Source organism: Lactobacillus sp. 3B(2020) (assembly GCF_013487845.1).
Taxonomy (GTDB): Bacteria; Bacillota; Bacilli; order Lactobacillales; family Lactobacillaceae; genus Limosilactobacillus; species Limosilactobacillus alvi.
The window spans coordinates 1,373,720-1,395,918 of record NZ_CP047410.1 but is presented as its reverse complement, the minus strand read 5'-3'; the positions used below and the strand labels follow the sequence as shown (position 1 = coordinate 1,395,918).

At 42.2% G+C, this 22,199-nt stretch carries 22 protein-coding genes, 1 tRNA gene, 3 pseudogenes and 1 other annotated feature; of the genes and pseudogenes, 23 read left to right on the top strand and 3 right to left on the bottom strand.

The annotated features are described in order from the left end of the window. Positions 1-13 precede the first annotated feature (13 nt). Genes GTO83_RS06940 through GTO83_RS06930 form a run of 3 tightly spaced genes read left to right on the top strand, consistent with a single transcriptional unit; the run spans position 14 to position 3,710 of the window. Positions 14-847 carry an SDR family oxidoreductase gene (locus GTO83_RS06940; RefSeq protein WP_180869983.1) on the top strand — a complete coding sequence of 278 codons (834 nt, stop codon included), beginning with the start codon at positions 14-16 and terminating at the stop codon, positions 845-847. Between the two features lie 23 nt (positions 848-870). After that, a complete protein-coding gene (gene recJ, locus GTO83_RS06935; RefSeq protein WP_180869976.1) occupies positions 871-3,180 on the top strand; it encodes a single-stranded-DNA-specific exonuclease RecJ in 2,310 nt (769 codons plus the stop codon). A gap of 11 nt (positions 3,181-3,191) precedes the next feature. Continuing rightward, the gene (locus tag GTO83_RS06930; RefSeq protein ID WP_180869974.1) at positions 3,192-3,710 is read left to right on the top strand and encodes an adenine phosphoribosyltransferase; all 519 of its coding nucleotides are present in this window, start codon (positions 3,192-3,194) and stop codon (positions 3,708-3,710) included. A 105-nt stretch (positions 3,711-3,815) separates the two neighbouring features. On the opposite strand, the pseudogene GTO83_RS06925 reads toward GTO83_RS06930, so the two are convergent. Continuing rightward, positions 3,816-4,254: pseudogene (locus GTO83_RS06925) on the bottom strand (nucleoside 2-deoxyribosyltransferase). A gap of 80 nt (positions 4,255-4,334) precedes the next feature. Here GTO83_RS06925 and GTO83_RS06920 point away from each other — a divergent pair. Then, positions 4,335-4,922 (top strand): DUF308 domain-containing protein, encoded by a 588-nt coding sequence (locus GTO83_RS06920; protein ID WP_180869972.1) that lies wholly within the window; start codon positions 4,335-4,337, stop codon positions 4,920-4,922. Between the two features lie 66 nt (positions 4,923-4,988). Here GTO83_RS06920 and GTO83_RS10975 read toward each other — a convergent pair whose 3' ends face one another. Continuing rightward, on the bottom strand, positions 4,989-5,120 hold the full coding sequence (locus GTO83_RS10975; RefSeq protein WP_255463107.1) for a hypothetical protein: 132 nt from the start codon (positions 5,118-5,120) through the stop codon (positions 4,989-4,991). Positions 5,121-5,339: 219 nt separating this feature from the next. Here GTO83_RS10975 and deoC point away from each other — a divergent pair, with 219 nt between their 5' ends. From deoC to deoD, 3 genes are read left to right on the top strand one after another with little or no spacing between them, the layout of a single operon-like run. After that, positions 5,340-6,017, top strand: a complete 678-nt coding sequence (gene deoC / locus GTO83_RS06915; protein WP_180869971.1) for a deoxyribose-phosphate aldolase — start codon at positions 5,340-5,342, stop codon at positions 6,015-6,017. A 15-nt stretch (positions 6,018-6,032) separates the two neighbouring features. Then, positions 6,033-7,226, top strand: coding sequence for a phosphopentomutase (locus GTO83_RS06910; RefSeq protein ID WP_180869969.1), 1,194 nt, complete (start codon positions 6,033-6,035; stop codon positions 7,224-7,226). A 16-nt stretch (positions 7,227-7,242) separates the two neighbouring features. Then, the gene (gene deoD / locus GTO83_RS06905; protein WP_180869967.1) at positions 7,243-7,950 is read left to right on the top strand and encodes a purine-nucleoside phosphorylase; all 708 of its coding nucleotides are present in this window, start codon (positions 7,243-7,245) and stop codon (positions 7,948-7,950) included. A gap of 349 nt (positions 7,951-8,299) precedes the next feature. Here deoD and GTO83_RS06900 read toward each other — a convergent pair. After that, a tRNA-Arg gene (locus GTO83_RS06900) sits at positions 8,300-8,373 on the bottom strand. 77 nt (positions 8,374-8,450) lie between these two features. On the opposite strand from GTO83_RS06900, the gene GTO83_RS06895 reads away from it, so the two are divergent. From GTO83_RS06895 to GTO83_RS06825, 16 genes and pseudogenes are all read left to right on the top strand, one after another. Continuing rightward, the gene (locus tag GTO83_RS06895; RefSeq protein ID WP_180869965.1) at positions 8,451-9,089 is read left to right on the top strand and encodes a TetR/AcrR family transcriptional regulator; all 639 of its coding nucleotides are present in this window, start codon (positions 8,451-8,453) and stop codon (positions 9,087-9,089) included. A gap of 581 nt (positions 9,090-9,670) precedes the next feature. Further along, positions 9,671-9,741: a sequence feature (ribosomal protein L21 leader region), on the top strand. Positions 9,742-9,753: 12 nt separating this feature from the next. Further along, positions 9,754-10,062 carry a 50S ribosomal protein L21 gene (gene rplU, locus GTO83_RS06890; protein WP_180869963.1) on the top strand — a complete coding sequence of 103 codons (309 nt, stop codon included), beginning with the start codon at positions 9,754-9,756 and terminating at the stop codon, positions 10,060-10,062. Between the two features lie 15 nt (positions 10,063-10,077). Then, positions 10,078-10,401 (top strand): ribosomal-processing cysteine protease Prp, encoded by a 324-nt coding sequence (locus tag GTO83_RS06885; RefSeq protein ID WP_180869961.1) that lies wholly within the window; start codon positions 10,078-10,080, stop codon positions 10,399-10,401. A 27-nt stretch (positions 10,402-10,428) separates the two neighbouring features. Beyond that, positions 10,429-10,710 (top strand): 50S ribosomal protein L27, encoded by a 282-nt coding sequence (rpmA, locus tag GTO83_RS06880; RefSeq protein WP_180872153.1) that lies wholly within the window; start codon positions 10,429-10,431, stop codon positions 10,708-10,710. 172 nt (positions 10,711-10,882) lie between these two features. Further along, positions 10,883-11,356, top strand: a complete 474-nt coding sequence (gene rimP, locus GTO83_RS06875) for a ribosome maturation factor RimP (RefSeq protein WP_180869959.1) — start codon at positions 10,883-10,885, stop codon at positions 11,354-11,356. Between the two features lie 37 nt (positions 11,357-11,393). Then, entirely contained in the window at positions 11,394-12,569 is a 1,176-nt protein-coding gene (gene nusA, locus GTO83_RS06870) for a transcription termination factor NusA (protein WP_180869957.1), read from the top strand. 25 nt (positions 12,570-12,594) lie between these two features. Continuing rightward, a complete protein-coding gene (gene rnpM / locus GTO83_RS06865; RefSeq protein WP_180869955.1) occupies positions 12,595-12,891 on the top strand; it encodes an RNase P modulator RnpM in 297 nt (98 codons plus the stop codon). Then, on the top strand, positions 12,884-13,192 hold the full coding sequence (locus GTO83_RS06860; protein WP_180869953.1) for a ribosomal L7Ae/L30e/S12e/Gadd45 family protein: 309 nt from the start codon (positions 12,884-12,886) through the stop codon (positions 13,190-13,192). The genes rnpM and GTO83_RS06860 overlap by 8 nt, the downstream gene beginning before the upstream one ends. 13 nt (positions 13,193-13,205) lie before the next feature. Further along, positions 13,206-13,359 (top strand): annotated as a pseudogene (locus GTO83_RS11095) (translation initiation factor IF-2 N-terminal domain-containing protein); the annotation flags it as partial. Positions 13,360-13,577: 218 nt separating this feature from the next. Beyond that, positions 13,578-15,470, top strand: a pseudogene (infB, locus tag GTO83_RS06855) (translation initiation factor IF-2); the annotation flags it as partial. Positions 15,471-15,494: 24 nt separating this feature from the next. After that, positions 15,495-15,857, top strand: coding sequence for a 30S ribosome-binding factor RbfA (gene rbfA, locus GTO83_RS06850; protein ID WP_180869949.1), 363 nt, complete (start codon positions 15,495-15,497; stop codon positions 15,855-15,857). Between the two features lie 146 nt (positions 15,858-16,003). Further along, positions 16,004-16,906, top strand: coding sequence for a tRNA pseudouridine(55) synthase TruB (gene truB / locus GTO83_RS06845; protein ID WP_180869947.1), 903 nt, complete (start codon positions 16,004-16,006; stop codon positions 16,904-16,906). Position 16,907: 1 nt separating this feature from the next. After that, complete coding sequence (gene ribF / locus GTO83_RS06840; protein ID WP_180869945.1) at positions 16,908-17,843, top strand: riboflavin biosynthesis protein RibF; 936 nt, start codon at positions 16,908-16,910, stop codon at positions 17,841-17,843. A 209-nt stretch (positions 17,844-18,052) separates the two neighbouring features. Then, entirely contained in the window at positions 18,053-19,921 is a 1,869-nt protein-coding gene (gene asnB / locus GTO83_RS06835) for an asparagine synthase (glutamine-hydrolyzing) (protein ID WP_180869943.1), read from the top strand. A 1-nt stretch (position 19,922) separates the two neighbouring features. Further along, entirely contained in the window at positions 19,923-20,705 is a 783-nt protein-coding gene (locus GTO83_RS06830) for a hypothetical protein (RefSeq protein ID WP_180869941.1), read from the top strand. Further along, positions 20,706-22,187 (top strand): UDP-N-acetylmuramoyl-L-alanyl-D-glutamate--2,6-diaminopimelate ligase, encoded by a 1,482-nt coding sequence (locus tag GTO83_RS06825; RefSeq protein WP_180869939.1) that lies wholly within the window; start codon positions 20,706-20,708, stop codon positions 22,185-22,187. It abuts the gene before it with no gap. Positions 22,188-22,199: the final 12 nt, after the last annotated feature.

The following is a 22,199-nucleotide window of genomic DNA, read 5'->3' as shown; positions in this document are numbered from 1 at the left end:
GAAGTGACCAAAGATGATGCGGCGATTAAAGTCATTGCGTTCACTCAAGAATAAGGTAGTATTAATTGCTGGTGGTTCTGGTGGAATTGGGAAAGCAATCGCTTTTGAAGCTGCCCGGCGTGGGGCAATTGTGATTGTGTGTGCGAAAAAAGGGACGCGCTTAAAGCAAATTGCTAGTCGGTGTATGATATTATCTGGCCGACCAGCCTTCTCATTCGCGCTTGATTTAACTGATCCAGATGAAATTGATCACGTTTTGGATCTGGTCCGGCATGAAGTTGGTGAAATTGATGTCTTAATCAATGCTGCTGGAGCTGGTGAGCTGGTTGAAGTAACAAAGCAACCGCGGTCTTCAATGGCTGAGATGGTCAACATTAATTTACTAGCAGCGATGTATTTAAGCCGTTCAGTTGCTAAGCAAATGATGGATCAAGGATATGGGGCAATTATTAACATTGCTTCTTTAGGAGGCAAGATCCCGATTCCGGGAAGTGCGGTTTACTCAGCTTCAAAAGCAGGACTAATTCATTTTAGTAATATTTTACGGATGGAAGTTGCTGATTATGGAGTGCAGGTCTTAACGGTTAATCCGGGGCCGGTTAAAACTTCCTTTTATGATTCTGCCGATCCAAGTCATCGCTTCGTAGCACATTTTCCCGCTTGGATGTTTATTACACCGGAAACGCTAGCAAAACAAATTTGGGATAGTGTTGGTTATAAACGGCGGGAAATTAATGTCCCAGCTTACACGGCACAACTTTCGTGGTTATATCAAATGGTTCCAGGACTAGGTGATTGGGCCATTAAAAAGTTCTTTGATTATCAGCAAAATAAACAAAATCTATAGTTTTGAATTGATGGGGTGATGATTTGTTACGGGCAAACTATGAGTGGCAACAATTGGCGAATGATCAAGAAAAATTGGTCTCACAGATTGCAGATCAGTGTGATTTGCCGCCGCTGTTAGCCAATCTTTTAGTACATCGGGGATGTGAATCAATTGCTGATGCCCAAGAATTTTTGAAGCCCCAAATTCAATCAATTCTGCCACCAGATCAACTTCATGATATGGATAAAGCGGTCGATCGAATCGTAACCGCCATTGAAAATAATGAATTAATTACGGTCTATGGAGACTACGATGCGGATGGAATAACTAGTACAGCTTTAATGTTTGAAACGCTAGAAACGATTGGGGCCAATGTAAATTATTACGTCCCTAATCGTTTCAAGGATGGATATGGACCAAATCAAGCGGCTTACCAACAGCTAATTGAAGCGGGAACCCAATTGATTTTGACGGTTGATAATGGAGTTTCTGGTAAAGAAGCAATTGATTTTGCTAATGATCAGGGGGTCGATGTTGTAATTACTGACCACCATAGTTTACCGGCGGAATTACCAGTCGCCAAAGCGATCGTCCATCCGAAATATCCTGGTGATGAGTACCAAGGTGGTGATCTTTCAGGCGTTGGAGTTGCCTTTAAGCTGGCATGGGCTTTGCTTGAAGAATTTCCAACTGAACTTTTGGATTTGGTAGCGATTGGTGAGATTGCTGATGTTGTTTCGGTTGCTGGTGAAAATCGGGCGCTAATTACGATGGGCATTCAACAACTAAGACAAGGGGTTCGAGTTGGGCTTCATGAACTAATTAGCTTAACTAACGCCGATGAAGCGCATTTGACCGAAGAAGATATTGGTTTTCAGATTGCTCCACGGTTAAATGCTTTGGGACGCCTGAAAGATGCTAACCAGGGGGTTGAATTACTAACAACTCTTGATGAAAATCAAGGAAGGCAATTGGCTAAGGCAGTGGATAATTGCAATCAGGAACGCCAAAAATTAGTGCAAACGGTAACTGAGGCGGCAATGGTTGAAGCTAAAAAGCCAGAGAATGTTGATCGTCCGGTACTCTTAATTATTGGTCATGACTGGCATCAAGGAATTTTAGGAATCGTTGCTAGTCACATTCTGCAGACAACGGGTAAGCCAACAATTGTTGCGAGTGTTAACCAAGGGGAAACAGTAGCGAAAGCTTCAGGAAGAAGTCGGGATGGCTTTGATCTGTTTGCGGCTTTAGATCAACATCGGGACCTCATGACTGCTTTTGGGGGGCATCCGCTTGCTTGTGGCTTATCATTTGAAGTTGATCAAGCTGATACATTACGTTCAGTGCTAGCAAGGGCAACTGACCAGCAAAAATTTGACGGCGAGAAAAAGCCAAGTTTGACGATTGCTGGTCAATTAGAACAAAAGGAATTAACCCTTGAATTTTATCGTCAATTGCAACGGTTAGGTCCGTTTGGCCCTGGAAATGAATTGCCCACCTTTTTGCTTAAGACAGCTAAAATTGGCGATCTACAAACCATGGGGCAAAAGCAACAGCACTTAAAGTTTACCGTTACTGGTGCCCAAGGCAAAGTTGCTGTATTGGCTTTTAATAACGCGGGGCTATTATCATCGTTGCAGGGAAGCACGCCTGATTTAGCAGTTCAAGTTGGGGTAAATCGGTGGCGTGGTCAAACTAAGCTTCAATTAATGCTTCAAGATTTAAAAATAACTGGTCCGACAATCGAGGATGCCCGCGTAACGCGATTGATTGCCCCAATGTTTAAGCAAAAAGCGGTTTATGTTACCTTTAATCAACAGCTCCGGGATAACTTGACCGGGAATGTAGCTGGTCAAGTTGTTAGTGGTCGAACGGCGCAAACAATGGATCTAACTGATCAAAAGGTTGTCATTGTTGACTGTCCACCGGATTTACCAACGTTGGTTAAGATCCTCCAAAATTGTCAACGAGTTGCAAGAATTCGCTTAATGTTTTTCTCGCGGACCCCATTACATCAGCGGGGGATGCCGGGGCGCCAACAGTTTGTTGCCTTATATCAAACAATTCGCCAACAAAAGATTAATCTCAATCGAATGGGACAACAGTTAGCAAATTATCTTCAGGTTGATAATGAGCAGTTAATTTTTATGATTCATGTGTTTTTGGAGCTTAGATTTGTTACAATAAAGGACGGTGTTTTGGCACCGGTTAAAGAGATTGCGCGGGCAGATTTAAAACAAACAATGAGTTACCGGCAACGAATGGCCCAATTAACGGTTGAACAGACCTTATTACGTTCAACAAGTGATCAATTAGTAGCATGGGTCAAGCAAAACCTTAACTCGCACTAAAGGAGAAACTTATGTCATTAGACTTACACAAGTATGTTGAAAGTATTCCGGATTATCCTGAAAAAGGTGTGATTTTTCGGGATATCTTACCATTAATGGCGGATGGTAAAGCATTTAAGCAAGCCACGGATGAGATTGTCGCTTACGCTCGTGATAAGCACGTGGATATGGTCGTTGGGCCAGAAGCACGTGGTTTTATTGTCGGCTGTCCGGTCGCTTACGAACTCGGAGTCGGGTTTGCACCGGCACGGAAAAAGGGAAAATTACCACGTCAAGCAGTAAGTGCAAGCTATGATCTTGAATATGGTTCAGCAACGCTTCAAATGGAATATGATGCAATTAAGCCTGGCCAACGGGTTTTAGTTGTTGATGACCTCTTAGCAACGGGTGGTACGATTGGCGCCACGATCGAAATGGTTGAAAAAATGGGCGGCGTTGTAGTTGGAACGGCCTTTCTGATTGAATTAAAAGCGTTAAATGGACGGAAAAAGCTCGCTAATTATGATGTTAAGGCTTTAATGGAATACTAATAATAAATTTTATCCTAAAAAAGCACCATTAATTCAGGCTAATATATCAAGAAAGATTATTTAGCCATTAAATTAGTGGTGCTTTTACTAATCACACGTTATAATTTAGAAGGTTTTACCAGTGAAGTCGTTTGCTGGTAGCTGATTAAAGTCATAGGTTTCGATTTCGTTTATATTTTGAGTATAGTAATGAGCAGCTTGACCAATCATTAAGTTTAGCGGCTCATCAGTTAGCTCTTGTATAATAATAATTGGTTTGTTGGCATTATAGGCATAACCAACTTCAAAGGCCGTTCCTGAGTCCATGTTAGCGTGGACGTAATCAGCAACAACCAGCCTGATCAATTTCGGCAACATCTTTCTTGAAGATTTGCTTTGCCCAGGCAGGACTTCCTTCTGGGGCTGAGCTTTGACTATTTTCATCAGAGAGCCGTGGGCTGAAGTAACTAGTAACGGTTTGATTATTTGTTAAGGCCTTTTCAACTTTCTCAATCCGAGAAATTTGTTTAGTAGAAAAGAAAGGGCCAGCAAGGTAAATTTTCATATAAATTCCTCCTAATCGTTGTATATCTATTGTAACGATTTTTAGAAATAGGAAAATAATTTTTTGGAAAAGGTGGCAAAATGATATTTCTTGCAATTTTTGGGATTTTAATGCTGATTTTAAGTGCGTTTTATCTAGTTAATTCCTGGCAACAATATGGTCAGTGGAAATGGGCAACTTTTCTAGTCATCATTAGTTTGGCAATGACCGTTGTTGGTGGATATGGAATGTATGAGAACCACCAAAATGAGGCAAACAATAAAACGACAAGTCAAACGGCGGCTAAGACCTCAACTTCAGCTATCTCGCTTAGTGGGGCCGCAAATCAAATGAATGCTAACCAAGAAACAAAAGAAAATGCTATTCTTGGTCAATTGCAGAAGGCCTACGGAAAATTAGGGACAGTTGGATTCGATAGCCAAAGTAAAACTTACCAGATTAAACCAGCTTCGGGGGATGAAGCGAAAGCCCTTCAAGCTGTGCTTGATGATAATAGTCAAGCAAATCAAATTGGTTGGCCAAAGTTGACGAAGTCTTTGGACGAAACTTCGAGTCAGCTGCAGAAGATTTTAGGTGATGGTTATTCATTGTCACTCATCCAACCAAACAGTGATCAGCCAATGTATACCGTTAAGGATGGCCAAGAAACATATAGTGCTGTTAAATAAGAAAAGATAGTGATCGAGGTGAAATTTAATTCATTTCGGTCGCTATCTTTGTATGGAAAATAATTACTAGAATTCTCGTTGCTGCTCGCGGGGGCCTTGATCAGTTGCTTGGCTATTCTCACTAGAAGCATGGCCAAAAAGTAACTGCCACCCGATAGCGGTAGCTAGAATAAAGACAATGATAAGTAATGGTAACATTATAATCACCTCAAAATATCAATATCTATAAGTAATTATTGAACGCAAAAATAAAAAATGCAATTCTTTACTTTAATTAGATTTTAATCTTAACAAATTATTTACTTTTTCAATTGAAAAATAATCATAATTTTGAAAACGATTGCAGAAAAAGGTGGTCAAAAGGTTTTACTTAAGTTATACTGGGTTTGTAGAATTTTTGAAAGGGGTTACATTCTTATGAACTTAACGACAGCAGAACTAGCAAAATACATGGACCACACGATGCTTAAGCCAGAGGCAACGGAAGCGATGATTGATCAAACCATTAAAGAAGCAATTGATTACAACACGGCTTCAGTTTGTGTTAATCCGTATTGGGTTAAAAAGGTTAGCCAAGGATTGGCGGGAACAACGGTTAATCCTTGTGCCGTTATTGGTTTTCCTTTGGGGGCCAACGCAACTACAATTAAAGTCGCCGAAACAAACCAAGTGATTGATGATGGGGCGAAGGAAGTCGACATGGTCATTAATATTGGGGAACTTAAGGCTGGTCATGATGATGTGGTCGAAGCAGATATTAAGGCGGTAGCCGATGCAGTTCATGCTAAAGGAGCTTTACTCAAGGTAATCATTGAAAACTGCCTTTTAACTGATGATGAAAAAATCCGGGCTTGCCAACTAACCGTTAAAGGTGGCGCCGACTATGTAAAGACTTCAACTGGTTTCTCCAAGTGGGGAGCAAAGGTTGAAGATGTTAAGTTAATGCGGAAGACGGTTGGCCCTGACTTCAAGATCAAAGCCGCTGGTGGAATCCATAGTTTAGCAGAAGCCAAGGCAATGATCGCAGCTGGAGCAAACCGTCTTGGGGTTTCTGCTTCTGTTCAAATTCTTGAAGAAGCAAAAGCAGCTGAATAGTAGGGGGCTAAGATTATGACTTACAAACGAGTTTTTGCAATTGTCTTGGATTCGGTTGGAGCTGGTGAAGCGCCAGATAGTAAGGCTTTTGGCGATGACGGTGCAGATACGCTTGGTCACGTGGGTCATTTTTATGAAGGTAAATTAGCTTTACCCAACCTTGCTTCCTTAGGCTTAAGTAATTTACATGCGACCCCCATTGAAGGAATTCCAGTTGCGGAACCTGCTAAGGGTGCTTTTGGCCGAATGCAAGAAATTTCCGCCGGTAAAGATAGTATGGATGGTCACTGGGAAATGATGGGGTTACCAGTAAAACAACCATTGTCAACTTTCCCAAACGGCTTCCCAGACTCAATTATTGATAAGATTGCCGAATTCTCCGGTCGGAAAGTTATTGTTAACAAACCATATTCTGGGACGGAAGTTATTAAGGATTATGGGGAACGACAAATGAAAACTGGGGAACTAATTGTCTACACTTCTGGAGACTCAGTTTTACAGATTGCTGCGCATGAAGATGTAATCCCGGTCAAAGAACTTTATCGGATTTGTGAATATGCCCGGACCCTTGTTAACGGCCCTGAGTATACCGTTGGTCGGATTATTGCTCGGCCATACGTTGGACCTGACAAGGATCACTTTGTTCGGACGGCAAACCGCCGGGACTTTTCGCTTGAGCCAACCGGTAAAACAGACATGGACTTTTTGAAAGAAGCTGGCTTTGATGTAATTGGAATCGGAAAAATTAACGACATTTTTTCCGGTCACGGAATTACGAAGGGTTACCACAACGAAAGTAACATGGATGGGATGGACCATGTTGATGAAGTGATGAAGTCTGATTTTACTGGGTTCTGCTTCACTAACTTAGTTGACTTCGATGCGAAGTATGGTCACCGGCGGAACCCAGAAGGCTTCGGAAAGGCTTTGATGGACTTTGATAAGCGATTAGGAGCGGTCTTAGCAAACCTTAAAGACGATGATTTGCTCTTGATTACAGCTGACCATGGGAATGATCCATGTTTCCGGGGAACTGATCACACGCGGGAATTAGTGCCATTAATGGCTTATTCACCAACAATGAAGCAAACAAACTTCTCCCTTGGTCAACGGGCAACTTATGCTGATCTTGGAGCAACGATCCTGGATAACTTTAATGTTGAAGGCAATGGTGTCGGGACTAGTTTTTTAACTGAAATTGCAAATTAGAGTGGAGGAAATAACAATGAGTACGCATATTGAAGCAAAACCAGGTGAATACGCTGAAACAGTTCTTTTACCAGGAGATCCTTTGCGAGCAAAGTACATTGCTGAAACCTTTCTAGAAGATGTTAAGCAAGTGAACCGCGTGCGGAATGCCTTTGGCTATACCGGTACTTATAAGGGTCACCGGATCTCGGTTCAGGGATCTGGAATGGGGATTCCTTCAATGTCGATTTACATCAATGAGTTAGTTCGTGAATATGGGGTTAAGACTATTATTCGAGTTGGCTCTTGTGGGGGGATGGCCCCTGATGTTCACGTTCGAGACGTGCTTCTAGCTTCTGGTTCGACCACTGATTCAGCCGTCACGGCAAATACTTTTGGCCCAGGGATTCACTACGCTCCGTTAGCTGACTTTGAATTACTAGATTCTGCTTATCATGTTGCAAAGGATCTGGATATCAACGTTAAGGTTGGTGACATTTTCGCTGCCGATCGGTTCTATAACGATGAGATTGATATGCAAAAGCTAGCTGATTACGGAATCTTAGGGACGGAAATGGAATCAGCCGGGTTATACTTACTTGGTGCAAAGTTACACTTCAAAGCTCTTTCGGTATTAACGGTTAGTGATTTAATTTTTGGGGATGAAAAGGCAACTGCCGAAGAACGGGAACGGACCTTTAATGATATGATCAAAATCTCGCTTGAAACGGCAATTCAACAATAGATAGCAGAATTAACTTAAATCAAACAAGAGGTTGGGAAAAAAGCTCCTTGACGGCCTGGTTGGGATAAGAAGGACGAAAGTTGATTCATTAGAATCGGCTTTTCGTTCGCACTTATCCGCTAAGGCCGTGCTTTTTGACCTTAGTTACTGAGTAACATTCGGAGATGCAAAGAGAGGCCGGGAAGAAACATGCGTTTCTTCCCGGCCTCTTGTTAATTAAAAAGTAACTTTTAAACTAAATAAAATTTTTGTAATAATTATAAAACAACTTACACCATATTATGTTATAATAAAATTTAAGAGAAAGCGTTTTAAAAATTATACTTTGAGTCACTAACCAGGTTTCAAATGAGACGAGTGGGAATCGAACCCACAACCTTTGGTTTAGAAGACCAATGCTCTATCCAATTGAGCTATCGTCCCAGACTACTTTAGTATATTATAAAACTACCAATTGTCAAATCAAAATGTTAATTTTTGAAGAATGGAGGTTGATGTTCTTGACGATCAAAAAGACTGATCCACGTGTTTTAAAGACTCGGAATAATTTACGACGAGCATTAGTATTTTTAATGCAACAGGAACCTTTGGAGTCGATTAGTGTTCAAAAGATCACTCAGACGGCACATATAACGCGAGGAACTTTCTATCTTCATTATAAAGATAAACAAGATTTCATCGAAACAGCATTACAAGACTTCATTAATGAGTTTTTCGATAGTGTAATGTATATTCCCGAGAATTCGATTAAGCCGGTTAAAGTCTTTTCACTTAAGTGTGCCTTTGCTTATATTGAACAAAATGCAGATATCTTTACGGTTTTATTAGGTGAATCATTCGGTAACCGTTTCCATCAAGCGATGTATGAGCGTCTCCGTAAAGAAATGCTTCAATATGCTAAGACCGTTGCCATTCCTGGAAAACAAGTTGAAGTTCCTATTGAAATGCAAATTGATTTTGTGGCCTCGGCTGTTTTAGGTCTAATCGGTAGATGGCTCGAAAGGGGCTTAGTCTACACTTCAAGGTATATGACGATTAACGTTTCAAAAATGCTAGCTCGTGACGTTGAAGTTGATGATTTGGTAGGTAACTTTTTTAGTGACCAACTCCAAATTGAACTTGGGGTCCAACCAGCTTAAAATTATAGAAGAGAGGCTAGGAAGAAACTCGTTTTTTCCAGCCTCATTTCCTACGATTAGTTAAGCGAAAAGTTATTGAAAATTAGCGGACACTAAACAAGCCTGATCTAAATAAGAATTTAAAAATCAGGAAAAAATGGTATATTAAAGAAGAGGGTTAATCCTCAACTAAGTAAACCATGATGCTTGATAATGGCTAAGAGGCATTTCAGGGTCTTATCCATCCAAGCTACCATTGCGACCTTATTCAGTTTTGGATAAGGTCGTTTTTCTTTCTTACCTCTGAATCTTACTCAGCAACCACGGTTAAAACAGTAGCTGCATGGCGGTTGTTTCCCTGGCGGGCGCACCCGACTGATTCGGCTCTGCATGGGTTCACAAACGTCAAACCAGTTGGCTGATTCGCTCCGAAACACGGCCTTAATGAGCAGATAAGTACGAACGAAAGGTTGATGCTAATGAATCAACCTTCGTTCTGCTTATCCCAACAGGCCGTCCAGGAACTTTTTCATTCTCTTTTCATTTTATTCTTGACGGACTAAGGGATCCTTGGTAAAATTTCATTGTTGTATTTGTGAACCAAACAACTACAACCGCACAGCGGTAAGTTTTAAAGCCATTGCTGCTTATCCTGGCGAGTCTAAGAATCAAGGAGGTGCACAAAATGTACGCAATTATTGTTACTGGTGGCAAGCAATACAAGGTAGAAGCAGGTAAGAGCATCTACGTTGAAAAGCTTGACGCCCAAGCAGGTGATAAGGTTTCTTTCGACAAGGTAGTTTTCGTTGGTGGTGACGACGTTAAGGTTGGTAAGCCATTTGTTGACGGTGCTACGGTTGAAGGAACGGTTGACAAGCAAGGCAAGGAAAAGAAGGTTGTTACTTTCAAGTACAAGCCAAAGAAGCACACCCACAACAAGAAGGGGCATCGTCAACCATACACTAAGGTTACGATTGATGCTATCAACGCTTAATTTGGAGTGGTGTAGATGATCAAGGCTAAATTTTATCTTGGCAAAGATCAAAAAATTACGCGCTTTAAATTAACGGGACATGCTGATTATTCTTCGGGTCCAGATATTGTGTGTGCAGCAGTGTCGGCTTTGGCAATCAATACGGTTAATAGTTTGGATCGTTTTACCAAAACGCCACATGTTGTTTCTAACTCGGATACAGGAGGATATTTAGTAGTGGATCAGTTAGGAGCTGATCCACAATCACAACTGTTATTATTATCGCTACAAAATGGTCTGATGGACATTGCTGCGCGAGATAATAATCAATATATTGAAGTCAAAATATTCAATAATTAAAAATTGCTGGAGGTGAAAGTTATGCTTATGGAAATGGATCTTCAATTCTTCTCCCACCACAAGGGGGGTGGTTCCACTGCTAACGGTCGGAACTCTGCTGGTCGTCGGCTTGGTACTAAGGCTGCTGACGGTTCTGTAGTTACGGCAGGTTCTATTATCTACCGTCAACGTGGTACTCACATCAACCCTGGTGAAAATGTTGGCCGGGGTGGAGACGACACCTTGTTTGCAAAGGTTGATGGCGTTGTTAAGTTTGAACGTTGGGGCCGGAACAAGCGGAAGGTTTCTGTTTACCCAGTTGCTGAATAATAAAAAAGCAGGAAAGGAGGAGCACTCTTTTCCTGCTTTTTTGTTGTTAAGCCAAGGCTTAAGCTTGCTAAGTAACCGTAAAAATGATAAACTGTTACTGTTAATAGATTCGGAAGGGAGTGAGCAGGGATGCTCGCTCTTTTTATTGCAATAAAACTGGAGGTGAATTATTTTGAGTAGTGTGATTGATACCGTTACCGAGCTAGTCAAACCAATTTTAGCTGAGCATCAATTTGAACTTTATGATGTAGAATTTGAAAAAGAAGGTCCTAGTTGGTATTTGCGTGTCTACATTGATAAAAAAGGTGGCATTACCATCGAAGACTGTGCAACGGTTAGTGATCAATTGAGTACGGCTTTGGATAGTTGCGATCCTGATCCAATTCCCCAAGCTTACTTTTTGGAAGTTTCATCACCGGGTGCGGAACGGCCCCTTCGCAATGAAAAGGATTATGAACGGGCAGTGGATGACTACATCCATGTTTCGCTTTATCAAGCAATTAAAGGTAAGAAAGTTTATGAAGGGACGTTAACAGATCTATCCGCAGATTCATTAACTTTAGATTATCTTGATAAGACACGTCATAAGACGATTGTTATTCCGCGTGATAAAGTTGCAAAGGCGCGGTTGGCAATTAAATTTTAGTAGAAACTCGTTAATCGGTTAGATTTAGGAGATAAAAATGGCAGCTAAGAAAAAGAATAACAGCTACCAAGAATTATTGGCAGCAATGGATGTATTAGAGCGGGAAAAAGGAATCAAAAAAGACGTTATTATTGACGCTTTAACTGATGCTTTAGCAAACGCTTATAAGAAAAACTATGACGATAACAATGCACGAGTGGAAGTGGTCATTGATGATCAAACTGGGGCTTTTAAGGTTTACGCATTTAAGAAGGTCGTAGAAGAGGTTAGTAATCCAATCGAAGAAATCAGCCTTCGCGATGCATTGATGGTTAGCCATGGATATGAACTAGGCGATGATTTACGCCAAGAAGTTACGCCAGCTAATTTTGGTCGGATCGCTGCTCAAACCGCAAAGAATGTGGTTTTACAAAAGCTTCGTGAAGAAGAACGGCGGATCGTTTATGATAAATACAAGCGGCTTCAAGATGACTTAGTTGATGGAGAAGTAGCCCGTGAAGACAAGCGTTATATTTACATTAACCTTGGTGGTGGTGTTGAAGCGGCAATGAACAAGCATGATCAAATGCCAAATGAGCACTACCGGGTCCACGATCATGTGCAAGTGTATGTTACCCGAGTACTTGAAGAAACTAAGGGACCCCAGGTCTTCGTTAGTCGGACAGCACCGGATCTGCTCAAGCGTTTGTTTGAAAAAGAAGTTCCTGAAATTAGCCAAGGAATTGTAGAAATTAAAGGGATCGTTCGGGAAGCTGGTGATCGGGCTAAGGTGGCTGTCTTCTCTCGGGATAGTAATGTCGATCCCGTTGGAACTTGTGTTGGGCCACGGGGTTCACGGATCCAAGCGATTGTAAATCAACTTGGCGGCGAAAACATTGATATCGTTAAGTATGAAGAAGATCCTGAATTATTCATTCAGAATGCCCTTAATCCTGCTGAAGTTAAAGAGGTATTGTTTGACGAAAACAATGGTGAAGTGGAAGAATTAGAACAAACGGATGAAAATGGTGAGGCTCGGCAACGAGTTCATCATGGATGCACGGTAATTGTGCCAGATAATCAACTTTCCCTTGCAATTGGGAAGCGTGGTCAAAATGTCCGGTTGGCAGCGCAGTTAACTGGCTACAGTTTGGATATTAAGCCGTTATCAGAATTGGATAATTTAACCACTGATGATGAATCTGATGAAGCAGTTGAAAAATTTGAAGAGTAACTAAATAAAGCAGCGGGGTGAAAAAATGAAAAAGAAAAAAATACCGATGCGTAAAGACATTGTTACTGGTGAAATGATGCCAAAACGGCAATTAATCCGGGTGGTAAAAAATAAAGAAGGCGAAGTTTCGCTTGATCCAACCGGAAAGAAGCCGGGACGTGGGGCTTATGTTGGGATCGATGTTGCAATTGCCAAAAAAGCAAAGCAAAACAAAACTTTCGATAAGGTTTTCGGAGTTACGATTGATCCAAGTCTTTATGATGAACTAATTCAATTTGCCGATCACCAAGCTGCCCGGCAAAAGTTATTTGGGAATGAATAATCAACAACGAATTCTCAACCTCTTAGGACTTGCTCGCCGCGCTAGTCAATTAACGACTGGTGAAGGTGCAGTGATTAAGAGTCTCCGGGCACAGCAAATCAAATTAATTTTTTTGGCTAGTGATGCCGGAAATGCGACGAAAAAGAAAGTCACTGATAAAGCAAACTTTTATCGGGTACCGGTTTGTCAGCAATTTAGCCAACAAGAGCTAAGTATTGCGATTGGCCAAAAGCGAACCGTGATCGGAATTAAGCAGGTTGGGTTTGCAAACCAGTTTCAAAAATTATTGAAGATTGAGTAAGGAGAGTGAACCTATGGCTAAAGAACGAATTTATGAATTAGCAAAGGAACTCAAAATGCCTAGTAAGGCCCTCGTTAAGTTGGCCAATGAAAATGGAGTAGCAGTTAAGAGCCACATGTCTTCTGTCACCCCTGAACAAGCGGCAAAATTACGGAGTTTGAGTGGTAATCAGCAATCAGCTTCTACAGCAAATGGGAAGGTTGTTTCACAACCAAAGCCAAAGGATCAGCCAAAACATGAACAACAAGCAGAGACTGATCACCATAAGCATCATGATGCTAAATCAGAAAAGCAACATCCTAACAAGCCACAACCAAAGTCAGCGTCAGTAAAGGCAAGAAAAGAAAAGGCAAATCAGCCAAACCACAACGAAACCAAGAAGAAAAACAAGGATAAGGGTGGTAACCGTTTCAACAATAAGAACGGGAAGAAAAATAAGAAAGGCAAGCGTAATCGCCAAAACCAGCGTATGAAGAATCTTCAACCTAAGCAACCAACCCAACGAAAGGATAAGCCATTACCAGAAGTGCTTGAATATACGGACGGGATGAATGCGCAAGACTTAGCAAAGGTTCTTCACCGGCCTGCTGCTGAAATCGTTAAGAAGCTCTTTATGCTTGGGGTAATGGTTAATCAAAACCAATCCTTGGAAAAAGACACTATTGAAATTTTAGCGGCTGATTACGGTATCGAAGCAAAGGAAAAGGTTCAAGAAGATATTACCGATTTGGATCGCTTCTTTGATGTCGATAATGAGGACGAAAGTCACTTGGTTTCCCGGCCACCAGTTGTTACGGTAATGGGGCACGTTGACCATGGGAAGACGACTCTGCTTGATAATATCCGGCACTCTCATATTACGGCGCAAGAAGCAGGGGGGATTACCCAGGCAATCGGGGCTTACCAAGTTAAGTACAATGATCAAGTAATTACTTTCCTTGATACGCCAGGTCACGCTGCCTTCTCTGAAATGCGGGCTCGGGGAGCTAATATCACCGATATTACTGTCCTTGTGGTAGCGGCTGACGATGGGGTAATGCCACAGACAATTGAAGCCATTAACCACGCTAAGGCTGCTAAGACGCCGATTATTGTGGCAGTTAACAAGGTTGATAAGCCAGGTGCCAACCCTGATCATGTAACGGAACAATTAACCGAATATGGCTTAATTCCAGAAGACTGGGGTGGGGACACCATCTTTGTTAAGATTTCCGCTAAATTTGGAAAGAACATTGACGAATTACTTAACATGATCCTCTTACAAGCCGAAGTAATGGAATTAAAGGCCAATCCAAATCGGCGAGCGGTCGGTTCTGTTGTTGAAGCCCGGCTTGACCAAGGACGGGGTCCAGTAGCAACGCTCCTGGTTCAACAAGGAACGCTTCACGTTGGTGACCCAATCGTGGTAGGTAACACCTTTGGTCGGGTACGGACGATGACTAACGAAAATGGTCGGCGGATCAAAGAAGCTACGCCATCGACACCAGTTGAAATTACTGGGTTAAACGCAGTGCCAGAAGCTGGGGACCGGTTTGCCGTCTTTGAAGATGAAAAGACGGCTCGGGCTGCTGGTGAAGAACGGGCAAAGCGGGCACAAGAAGAAGAGCGGGCCCGGACTTCTCACGTTACCCTTGATAACTTGTTTGCAACGATGAAGAAGGGACAAATGAAGTCCTTACCAGTTATTATCAAGGCTGACGTTCAAGGTTCGGTTGAAGCCCTAGCCCAAAGTTTACAAAAAATTAAGGTTGATGGTGTTCGGGTTGATATTATTCACAAGGCTGTTGGAGCGATTAACGAATCCGACGTTACCTTAGCAGAAGCTTCAAATGCCGTTATTATTGGTTTTAATGTGCGGCCAACACCGAATGCAAAGAATGAAGCGGAAACTAACAAGATTGATATTCGGCTCCACCGAGTAATCTACAAGGCCATTGAAGAAGTTGAAGATGCCATGAAGGGGATGCTTGAACCAGTTTACGAAGAAGAAACGATTGGTCAAGTTGAAGTTCGGCAGATTTACAAGGCTTCAAAGATTGGTACGATTGCTGGGGGAATGGTTACTTCCGGAAAGATCACTCGGAATGCTAAGGTTCGCCTTGTTCGCGATGGTGTTGTGATCTACGATGGTGAGCTTGGTAGTTTGAAGCGGTTTAAAGATGATGTCAAGGAAGTTAAAGCTGGTTATGAATGTGGCTTGACCATCCAAAATTACAATGATATTAAGGAAATGGATGTTATCGAAGCATATCAAATGAAGGAAATTCCAGTTAAGTAACTTCAACCCAGAAAAGGAGTTAATATGCCAAATAAACGTTACCGGGCAGAACGGCTAGCCCAATTGATTCAACGGGAAGTTGACGATATCCTGTTGAAACGGGTCCGGGATCCGCGCGTCCAAGACGTAACGATCACTGGGGTTGACGTAACGGGTGACTTACAGCAAGCAACGATTTACTATAGTCTGCTGTCTGACAAGGCATCTGTTAACGAAAAGGCTCAAGCCGGTCTAGATAAAGCGACGGGACTAATCCGGAGTGAACTTGGTCCACGCTTAAATATTTTTAAAGTTCCACAAATTCGATTCGAAAAGGACGCTTCAATTGCGTACGGAAATCGGATTGATGAATTGTTGCGGGAACTTCATCAGAAAAATGAACTTTAATTTGGCCTTGGTTAAATTAAAGGTTTGAGATAAAGCCACTAATTACCCTCGTAAACAGAGTTCTTCTGCTAACATACCCGCAATGGGTTAAAAGGTGATTAGTGGTTTTCTTAGTATCTGTAAGTAAAGGGTGAAAGGATAGGAACATGGACGGTATTATTCCACTATATAAGGAACGCGGTATGACAAGTTTTGATGCTGTTAGCCGATTACGGCGCATTTTACATGAAAAAAAGATTGGGCATTCAGGTACCCTTGATCCAGAAGTGGCTGGCGTTTTACCGATTTGTGTTGGCAAAGCAACTAAATTAGTGGATTTATTGATGGCGTCGGGGAAAGAATATGCTGGTGAATTGCTGATTGGCAAGGCGACTGAAACTGAGGATTTAACAGGAAAGGTTATTGAAGAAGCTCCGGTTGAGGCCGAAATCGAGCGGCAAACAATTGAAGCGGCCATGGCTAAGTTAACGGGAAAAATTATCCAAATTCCCCCGATGTATTCAGCAGTGAAGGTTAATGGGCGCCGGTTATATGAGTATGCCCGGGCTGGCGAAACTGTTGACCGGCCAAAACGGCAGGTAGTGATTAATCGCTTTGAATTGACGGCATCAACCTACAATCGAACTACAAAGACCCAACGAGTACGGTTTATTGTTGATTGCACCAAAGGAACTTACGTCCGAACTTTAGTAGTTGATTTAGCAAAGTTATTAGGTTATCCAGGAACAATGGCTTCTTTAACCCGGTTAAAGAGCGGAGGCTTTGAACTTGATCAAACGTTAAGCTTAGACGACATTCAAGATCAAATGAGTGCCCAATTATTAAACTTATATCCTCTCGAGTATGCTGTCCGGGATTTTCCAACTTACGAATTGTCAAAGCAAGAATGGCAACTTGTAAAGAATGGTGGATGGCTAAAGCGACAAATCTTTACTGACCCCCAAGCTAAAATTGCTGTATACTACGAAGGGCGATTGCGTGCCTTGTACAAGTTAGTTGGGGAAAATTATAAACCTGATAAAATGATTGATTTAAGTGAGGAAAAGTAACATGGAAGTATTTCACATCCATCATCCCCTAAGGCCCCACCAATTACCAGCTGGTCCGGTCGTGTTGGCAATGGGTTTTTTTGATGGTGTCCACCGGGGTCATCAAGCAGTGATTAACCGTGCAAAAGAAGAGGCAACTAAACGGCAAGTTCCGTTAGCGGTTTTAACTTATGATAAGTTGCCGGGAATTATTTATTCGGCTTTTCCCCAAGGCATTCATTACTTAACAACTAATGAGCGTAAATTAGAATTGTTGGCTTCCTTGGGAGTTGACCGGGTTTATTTGGTTGATTTTACTGCTAAGTTAGGTAGTTTATCACCGCAAGCTTTTGTTGATGAATATCTGGTCCCAATGGGGGCAGTTGCGGTGGTAGCCGGCTTTGATCACACCTATGGCCCAAAAGATAAGGCAACGATGACCCGATTACCGGAATATGCGGCTGGTCGCTTTGACGTGATTGAAGTCCCGAAGTTAAGTGAAACTAATGAAAAGGTTAGTTCAACTCGGATTCGGCATTTAATTGACGAAGGTAACGTTGAATATGCGAATAAGTTGCTGGGTTACCTTTATCAAACTTCAGGAATTGTGGTCCATGGTTTTGCCCGGGGCCGAACGTTAGGCTTTCCAACCGCAAATGTAAATTGGAATGCGCTTGAGCGAATTCCGGCAGTTGGGGTATATGCCGTTCGCTTCTATGTTGATGGTAAATGGTATGGTGGCATGGCCAGTGTTGGTTATAACGTCACCTTTGGAGATGATAATCAAAAGACCATTGAGGTTTATTTGTTTGATTTTCATGCTAATATTTACGGTGAACACGTTAAGGTTGAATGGGTGAAACGGCTTCGGGGAGAGGTTAAGTTCAGTGGGGTTGATGAATTAATCGCTCAGCTCAAGGCTGATGAACAAGCAAGTCGTAAAATTTTAACGCTTTAAGTTAACGAACGTCTAGCTAGGAAAGAATTTTCCGCTAGGCGTTTTTTTAATTAGTTTTCATAAGATGTTCGGAGATCAATCAAATTTTCATTAAAGTTTAGAAAATATTAAATAAACCACCATATAGAATTAAATGTTGCCACCGTAAAACTATCAAATCCTTCCAGTAAGATGATTAACAATCTTAATTGAGACGGGAGGAAATAACTATGTGCGGTTTTGCAGGACTTCTTTCTAGCCAATCATTAAGTCAGCCTAAAAATGAGTTTGCAACTGTTAAAACAATGAATAACATGTTAGTTCACCGGGGGCCAGATGATGCGGGTTATTTTCAAGATGAGTACATTACAATGGGGTTTCGGCGGTTAAGTATTATCGATTTAACTGCGAAGGGCCATCAGCCAATGCCGTATTTAAACGACCGTTACCTGTTAACTTTTAATGGTGAAATCTATAACTATTTGGAGTTGAAAAAGGAGTTAAAAACTGAAGGGTATCAATTCCAAGGTGATTCAGATTCAGAAGTCCTCTTAGCTGCTTATGCGAAATATGGAGTGACGGTTCCTCAACATTTACGCGGCATGTTTGCCTTTGTAATTTGGGATACTGAGGAAAAGGTCCTCTTTGCGGCGCGCGATCATTTCGGAATTAAGCCTCTTTATTTTGCGACAGAAAATGATCAATTCTATTATGCTTCGGAGCAAAAGGCTTTATATCCAATTTTAAGGGAACACCAATTTAATCATGTAGCTTTACAAGATTACATGACTTTTCAATATGTACCAGAGCCGGAAACCTTAGCTACTTCAATTCATGCTTTGGAACCAGGGCACTATTTAATTAAACGGCTTGGTGAAAAGCCCCGGGTACAACGGTACTTTAATGCAACTTTTGCTCCTGTTCAAGCAAGGGAAGACGTTTTGGTTAAGCGATTACGTAAAGTTTTAATCGATTCAGTTAAACTTCATCTTCGTTCAGATGTACCAGTTGGGGCTTTCCTTTCTGGAGGAATTGATTCGTCGATTATCGCTGCGATCGCTAATCAATATCATCCTAACTTAAAGACTTTCTCCGTTGGATTTGAACGCCCCGGGTATAGTGAATTGTCCCTTGCAGCCGAGACTGCCGATCACTTAGGAGTAGAAAATTACCAACTTACGATTACCCCAGAGGAGTTTATGACTACCTTCCCATATTTTGTTTGGGCAATGGATGATCCTTTAGCCGATCCAGCAGCGGTTCCCCAATTTTTCTTAGCCCGATTAACCCGCCAGCACGTTACCGTGGCACTTACGGGTGAGGGAGCGGATGAATTATTTGCTGGTTATCCGATTTATCACGAACCCCAATCATTGCGAATCTTTCAAAAGACGCAAATTATTAATGGCGCTCTCCATTGGATTGCAACGCTAATGCCAGCTGGCATGCGGGGAAAATCATTCTTACTTCGGGGGACCACCCCCTTGGAGAAACGATATGTAGGGGATGCTTTTATCTTCGATGAAGCGCAAAAAGCCCAGTTTTTGAAAAATTATGATCCTCGTCATCCAGCACCACAAGCAGTTGCTAAGTACTATCGAGAAGTTGCGACAGCCGATCCCTTAACGAAAATGCAGTCAATTGACTTGCATAGCTGGTTAAACGGCGACCTCCTTCGCAATGCCGATCGGACTTCAATGGCCTTTAGTTTAGAACTGCGGACTCCTTTTCTTGATCGCAAAGTGTTCCAGGTTGCAAGTCAAATTCCAAGTGAAATGCGGATCCAAAATAAGACTGCGAAAGCAATTCTTCGTAAGGCTGCCGAAGGACTTGTTCCAGTAGCAGTTTTAAAGCGTCCCAAACTTGGCTTTCCAGTTCCAATTCGGCATTGGCTAAAGGACGAAATGTATGATTGGGCCCGGCAAATTATTATCACTTCACCAACCGATCAATTTTTTCGTAAAGCATATTTTCTGAAATTATTAGCGAATCATCGTCGGGGAAAGGCGGATTATTCCCGGCAGCTTTGGACAGTGCTAACTTTTATGACTTGGTATCAACAGTATGTTTTAACGGCAAGTGAAAAGGAGCGTTGGTAATATGAGACCGATTATCATCCAAAAATTTGGAGGAACTTCCCTCCAAAAATCAGATTTACGGCAAGCCGCGATTCAACACGTTAAAGCGATGGTTGCCAAACAAAAAGCAGTTGTGATGGTGGTTTCAGCACTGGGCCGGTTAGGTGATCCATACGCAACCGATTCACTCTTAGAATTGGTTCATGGTCAAACCGGAAAATTGAATTTTCAAGAATTAGATCAATTAACCAGCCTTGGAGAAACGATTTCGATGTTGGTAATGGTTAATGAACTTCGCCAGCAAGGACTAGATGCAGTTGGCCTAAGTGGCGGCCAAGCAGGGATTCAAACAACGACCGATTACCAAGCCGCACGGATTACCCATGTTGACCCTCGTCCAATTAACCGGGCTTTGGCAAATCACGAGGTGGTGGTAGTCGCTGGCTTTCAGGGCCAAACGGCAATCGGAAAGGTAACCACCTTAGGTCGCGGGGGGTCTGATACCACTGCCGTGGCGCTTGGAGTTGCGCTCAAAGCTGACCAGGTCATTTTATATAAAAATGTTGCTGGAGTTATGCATACTGATCCAACCGGGCCAACTTCAGCCCGGGTAATTTCTTGGCTATCTTATCCAGCGATGATTCAATTGGCGCGGAAAGGTGCCCAGGTGGTCTGTGAACGAGCGGTTTTACTTGCAGCTGAGGCGAACTTACCAATTTGGGTTCAAGCTACGGATCAATTTGATGAAACCGTGGGAACCTTAATCAGTTCGGTGATGATATCTAAGAAACGGCGGGTGATTTAAATGTTAGCAAAGCAATTAATAATGCCTTTAAAATATTGTCGCTTGGATCCGGTTAACTTTACTGATTTTGAAGTAACTGAATTAACCCAGGATACCCGAAAAGTACGTCCGGGAGCGGTTTTTGTGGCAATTAAAGGGAGTCGGATTGATGGCCATCGACTTATCGGTCAAGCAATTGCAAAGGGAGCACGGCTAATTGTTGCTCAAGAAATGGTTGAGGCAAATGTTCCGGTAGTATATGTTCATGACACTCACCGTGCCCTTGCTGAATTAGCGGCTAATTTTTACGGACAACCGAGTCGCCGTTTACAAGTGATTGGGGTAACCGGTACGAATGGTAAGACAACCGTAACGCATCTGATTGAAAAAATTTTTCGGGATCAAGACCAATTAACCGGTTTAATTGGGACATTGTATCAAAAAATAGGTCAGCAAACTTTTCCAACCGTCAATACGACGCCAGATGCACTGACTATTCAACGTCGGCTACGGGAAATGGTAGATGAGAAGGTTCAAACCGTTGCCATGGAAGTTTCTTCGATTGCCCTTGTTCAAGAACGGGTGCGGACGATTGATTTTAAGGTTGCCGTTTTCACAAATTTTTCTGAAGATCACTTAGCATACCACCATACAATGGCACAATATAAATTGGCTAAAAGTCTTTTATTTAGCCAATTAGGTCCTGATAAGGTGGCGGTAATTAACCAAGATGATCCAGTAGGTCGTGAATTTGCGGCTTATACTCCCGCCCAAGTTTTAACTTACGGACTAGCACCAACTGCCGATTTTCGTGCGGAACAGCTCCATTTAAGTATGCATGGGGTAGAATTTAAATTAGTTGCCTTTAACCAAACTTATGCTGTAACGGTCCCCTTAGTTGGCCAATTCAATGTCTATAATTGTTTAGCCGCAATTGCGACCGCCTTCGCTTCGGGGATTGCGATTCAAGACGCAATTAATTCCCTCAAGAATGCTCATGGGGTAAAAGGGCGGTTCCAGTTAGTACCAACGACAACGGGAATTACCGTAATTGTTGACTACGCTCATACCCCTGACGGCCTTAAAAAGGTAATGGAAACCTTAAACCAATTTGCGCAACGTAAAGTCTATTGTGTGATTGGCTGTGGTGGTGATCGGGATGCCCCCAAACGACCAATGATGGCTCAGATTGCAACTACCAATAGTAGCCAGACCATTTTCACTATGGATAATCCCCGAAACGAAGATCCCCACCAGATTATGGCTGCAATGCTAAAGGGGGTCAGCAATAATCAACGCCAACCATTAGTAATTTATGACCGGGAACAAGCAATTCAAAAAGCAATTCGCCTTGCTCAGCCAGGAGATGTAGTCTTGATCGCTGGTAAGGGCCATGAAACTTACCAACAAATCGGCCAAACCAAGTATCACTTTGATGATTTTGAGATTGCCTCAGCGGCATTAAAAACCAAATTGCCAACTTTAACGGGAATTGCAAAGTAGCAATAAATTAGC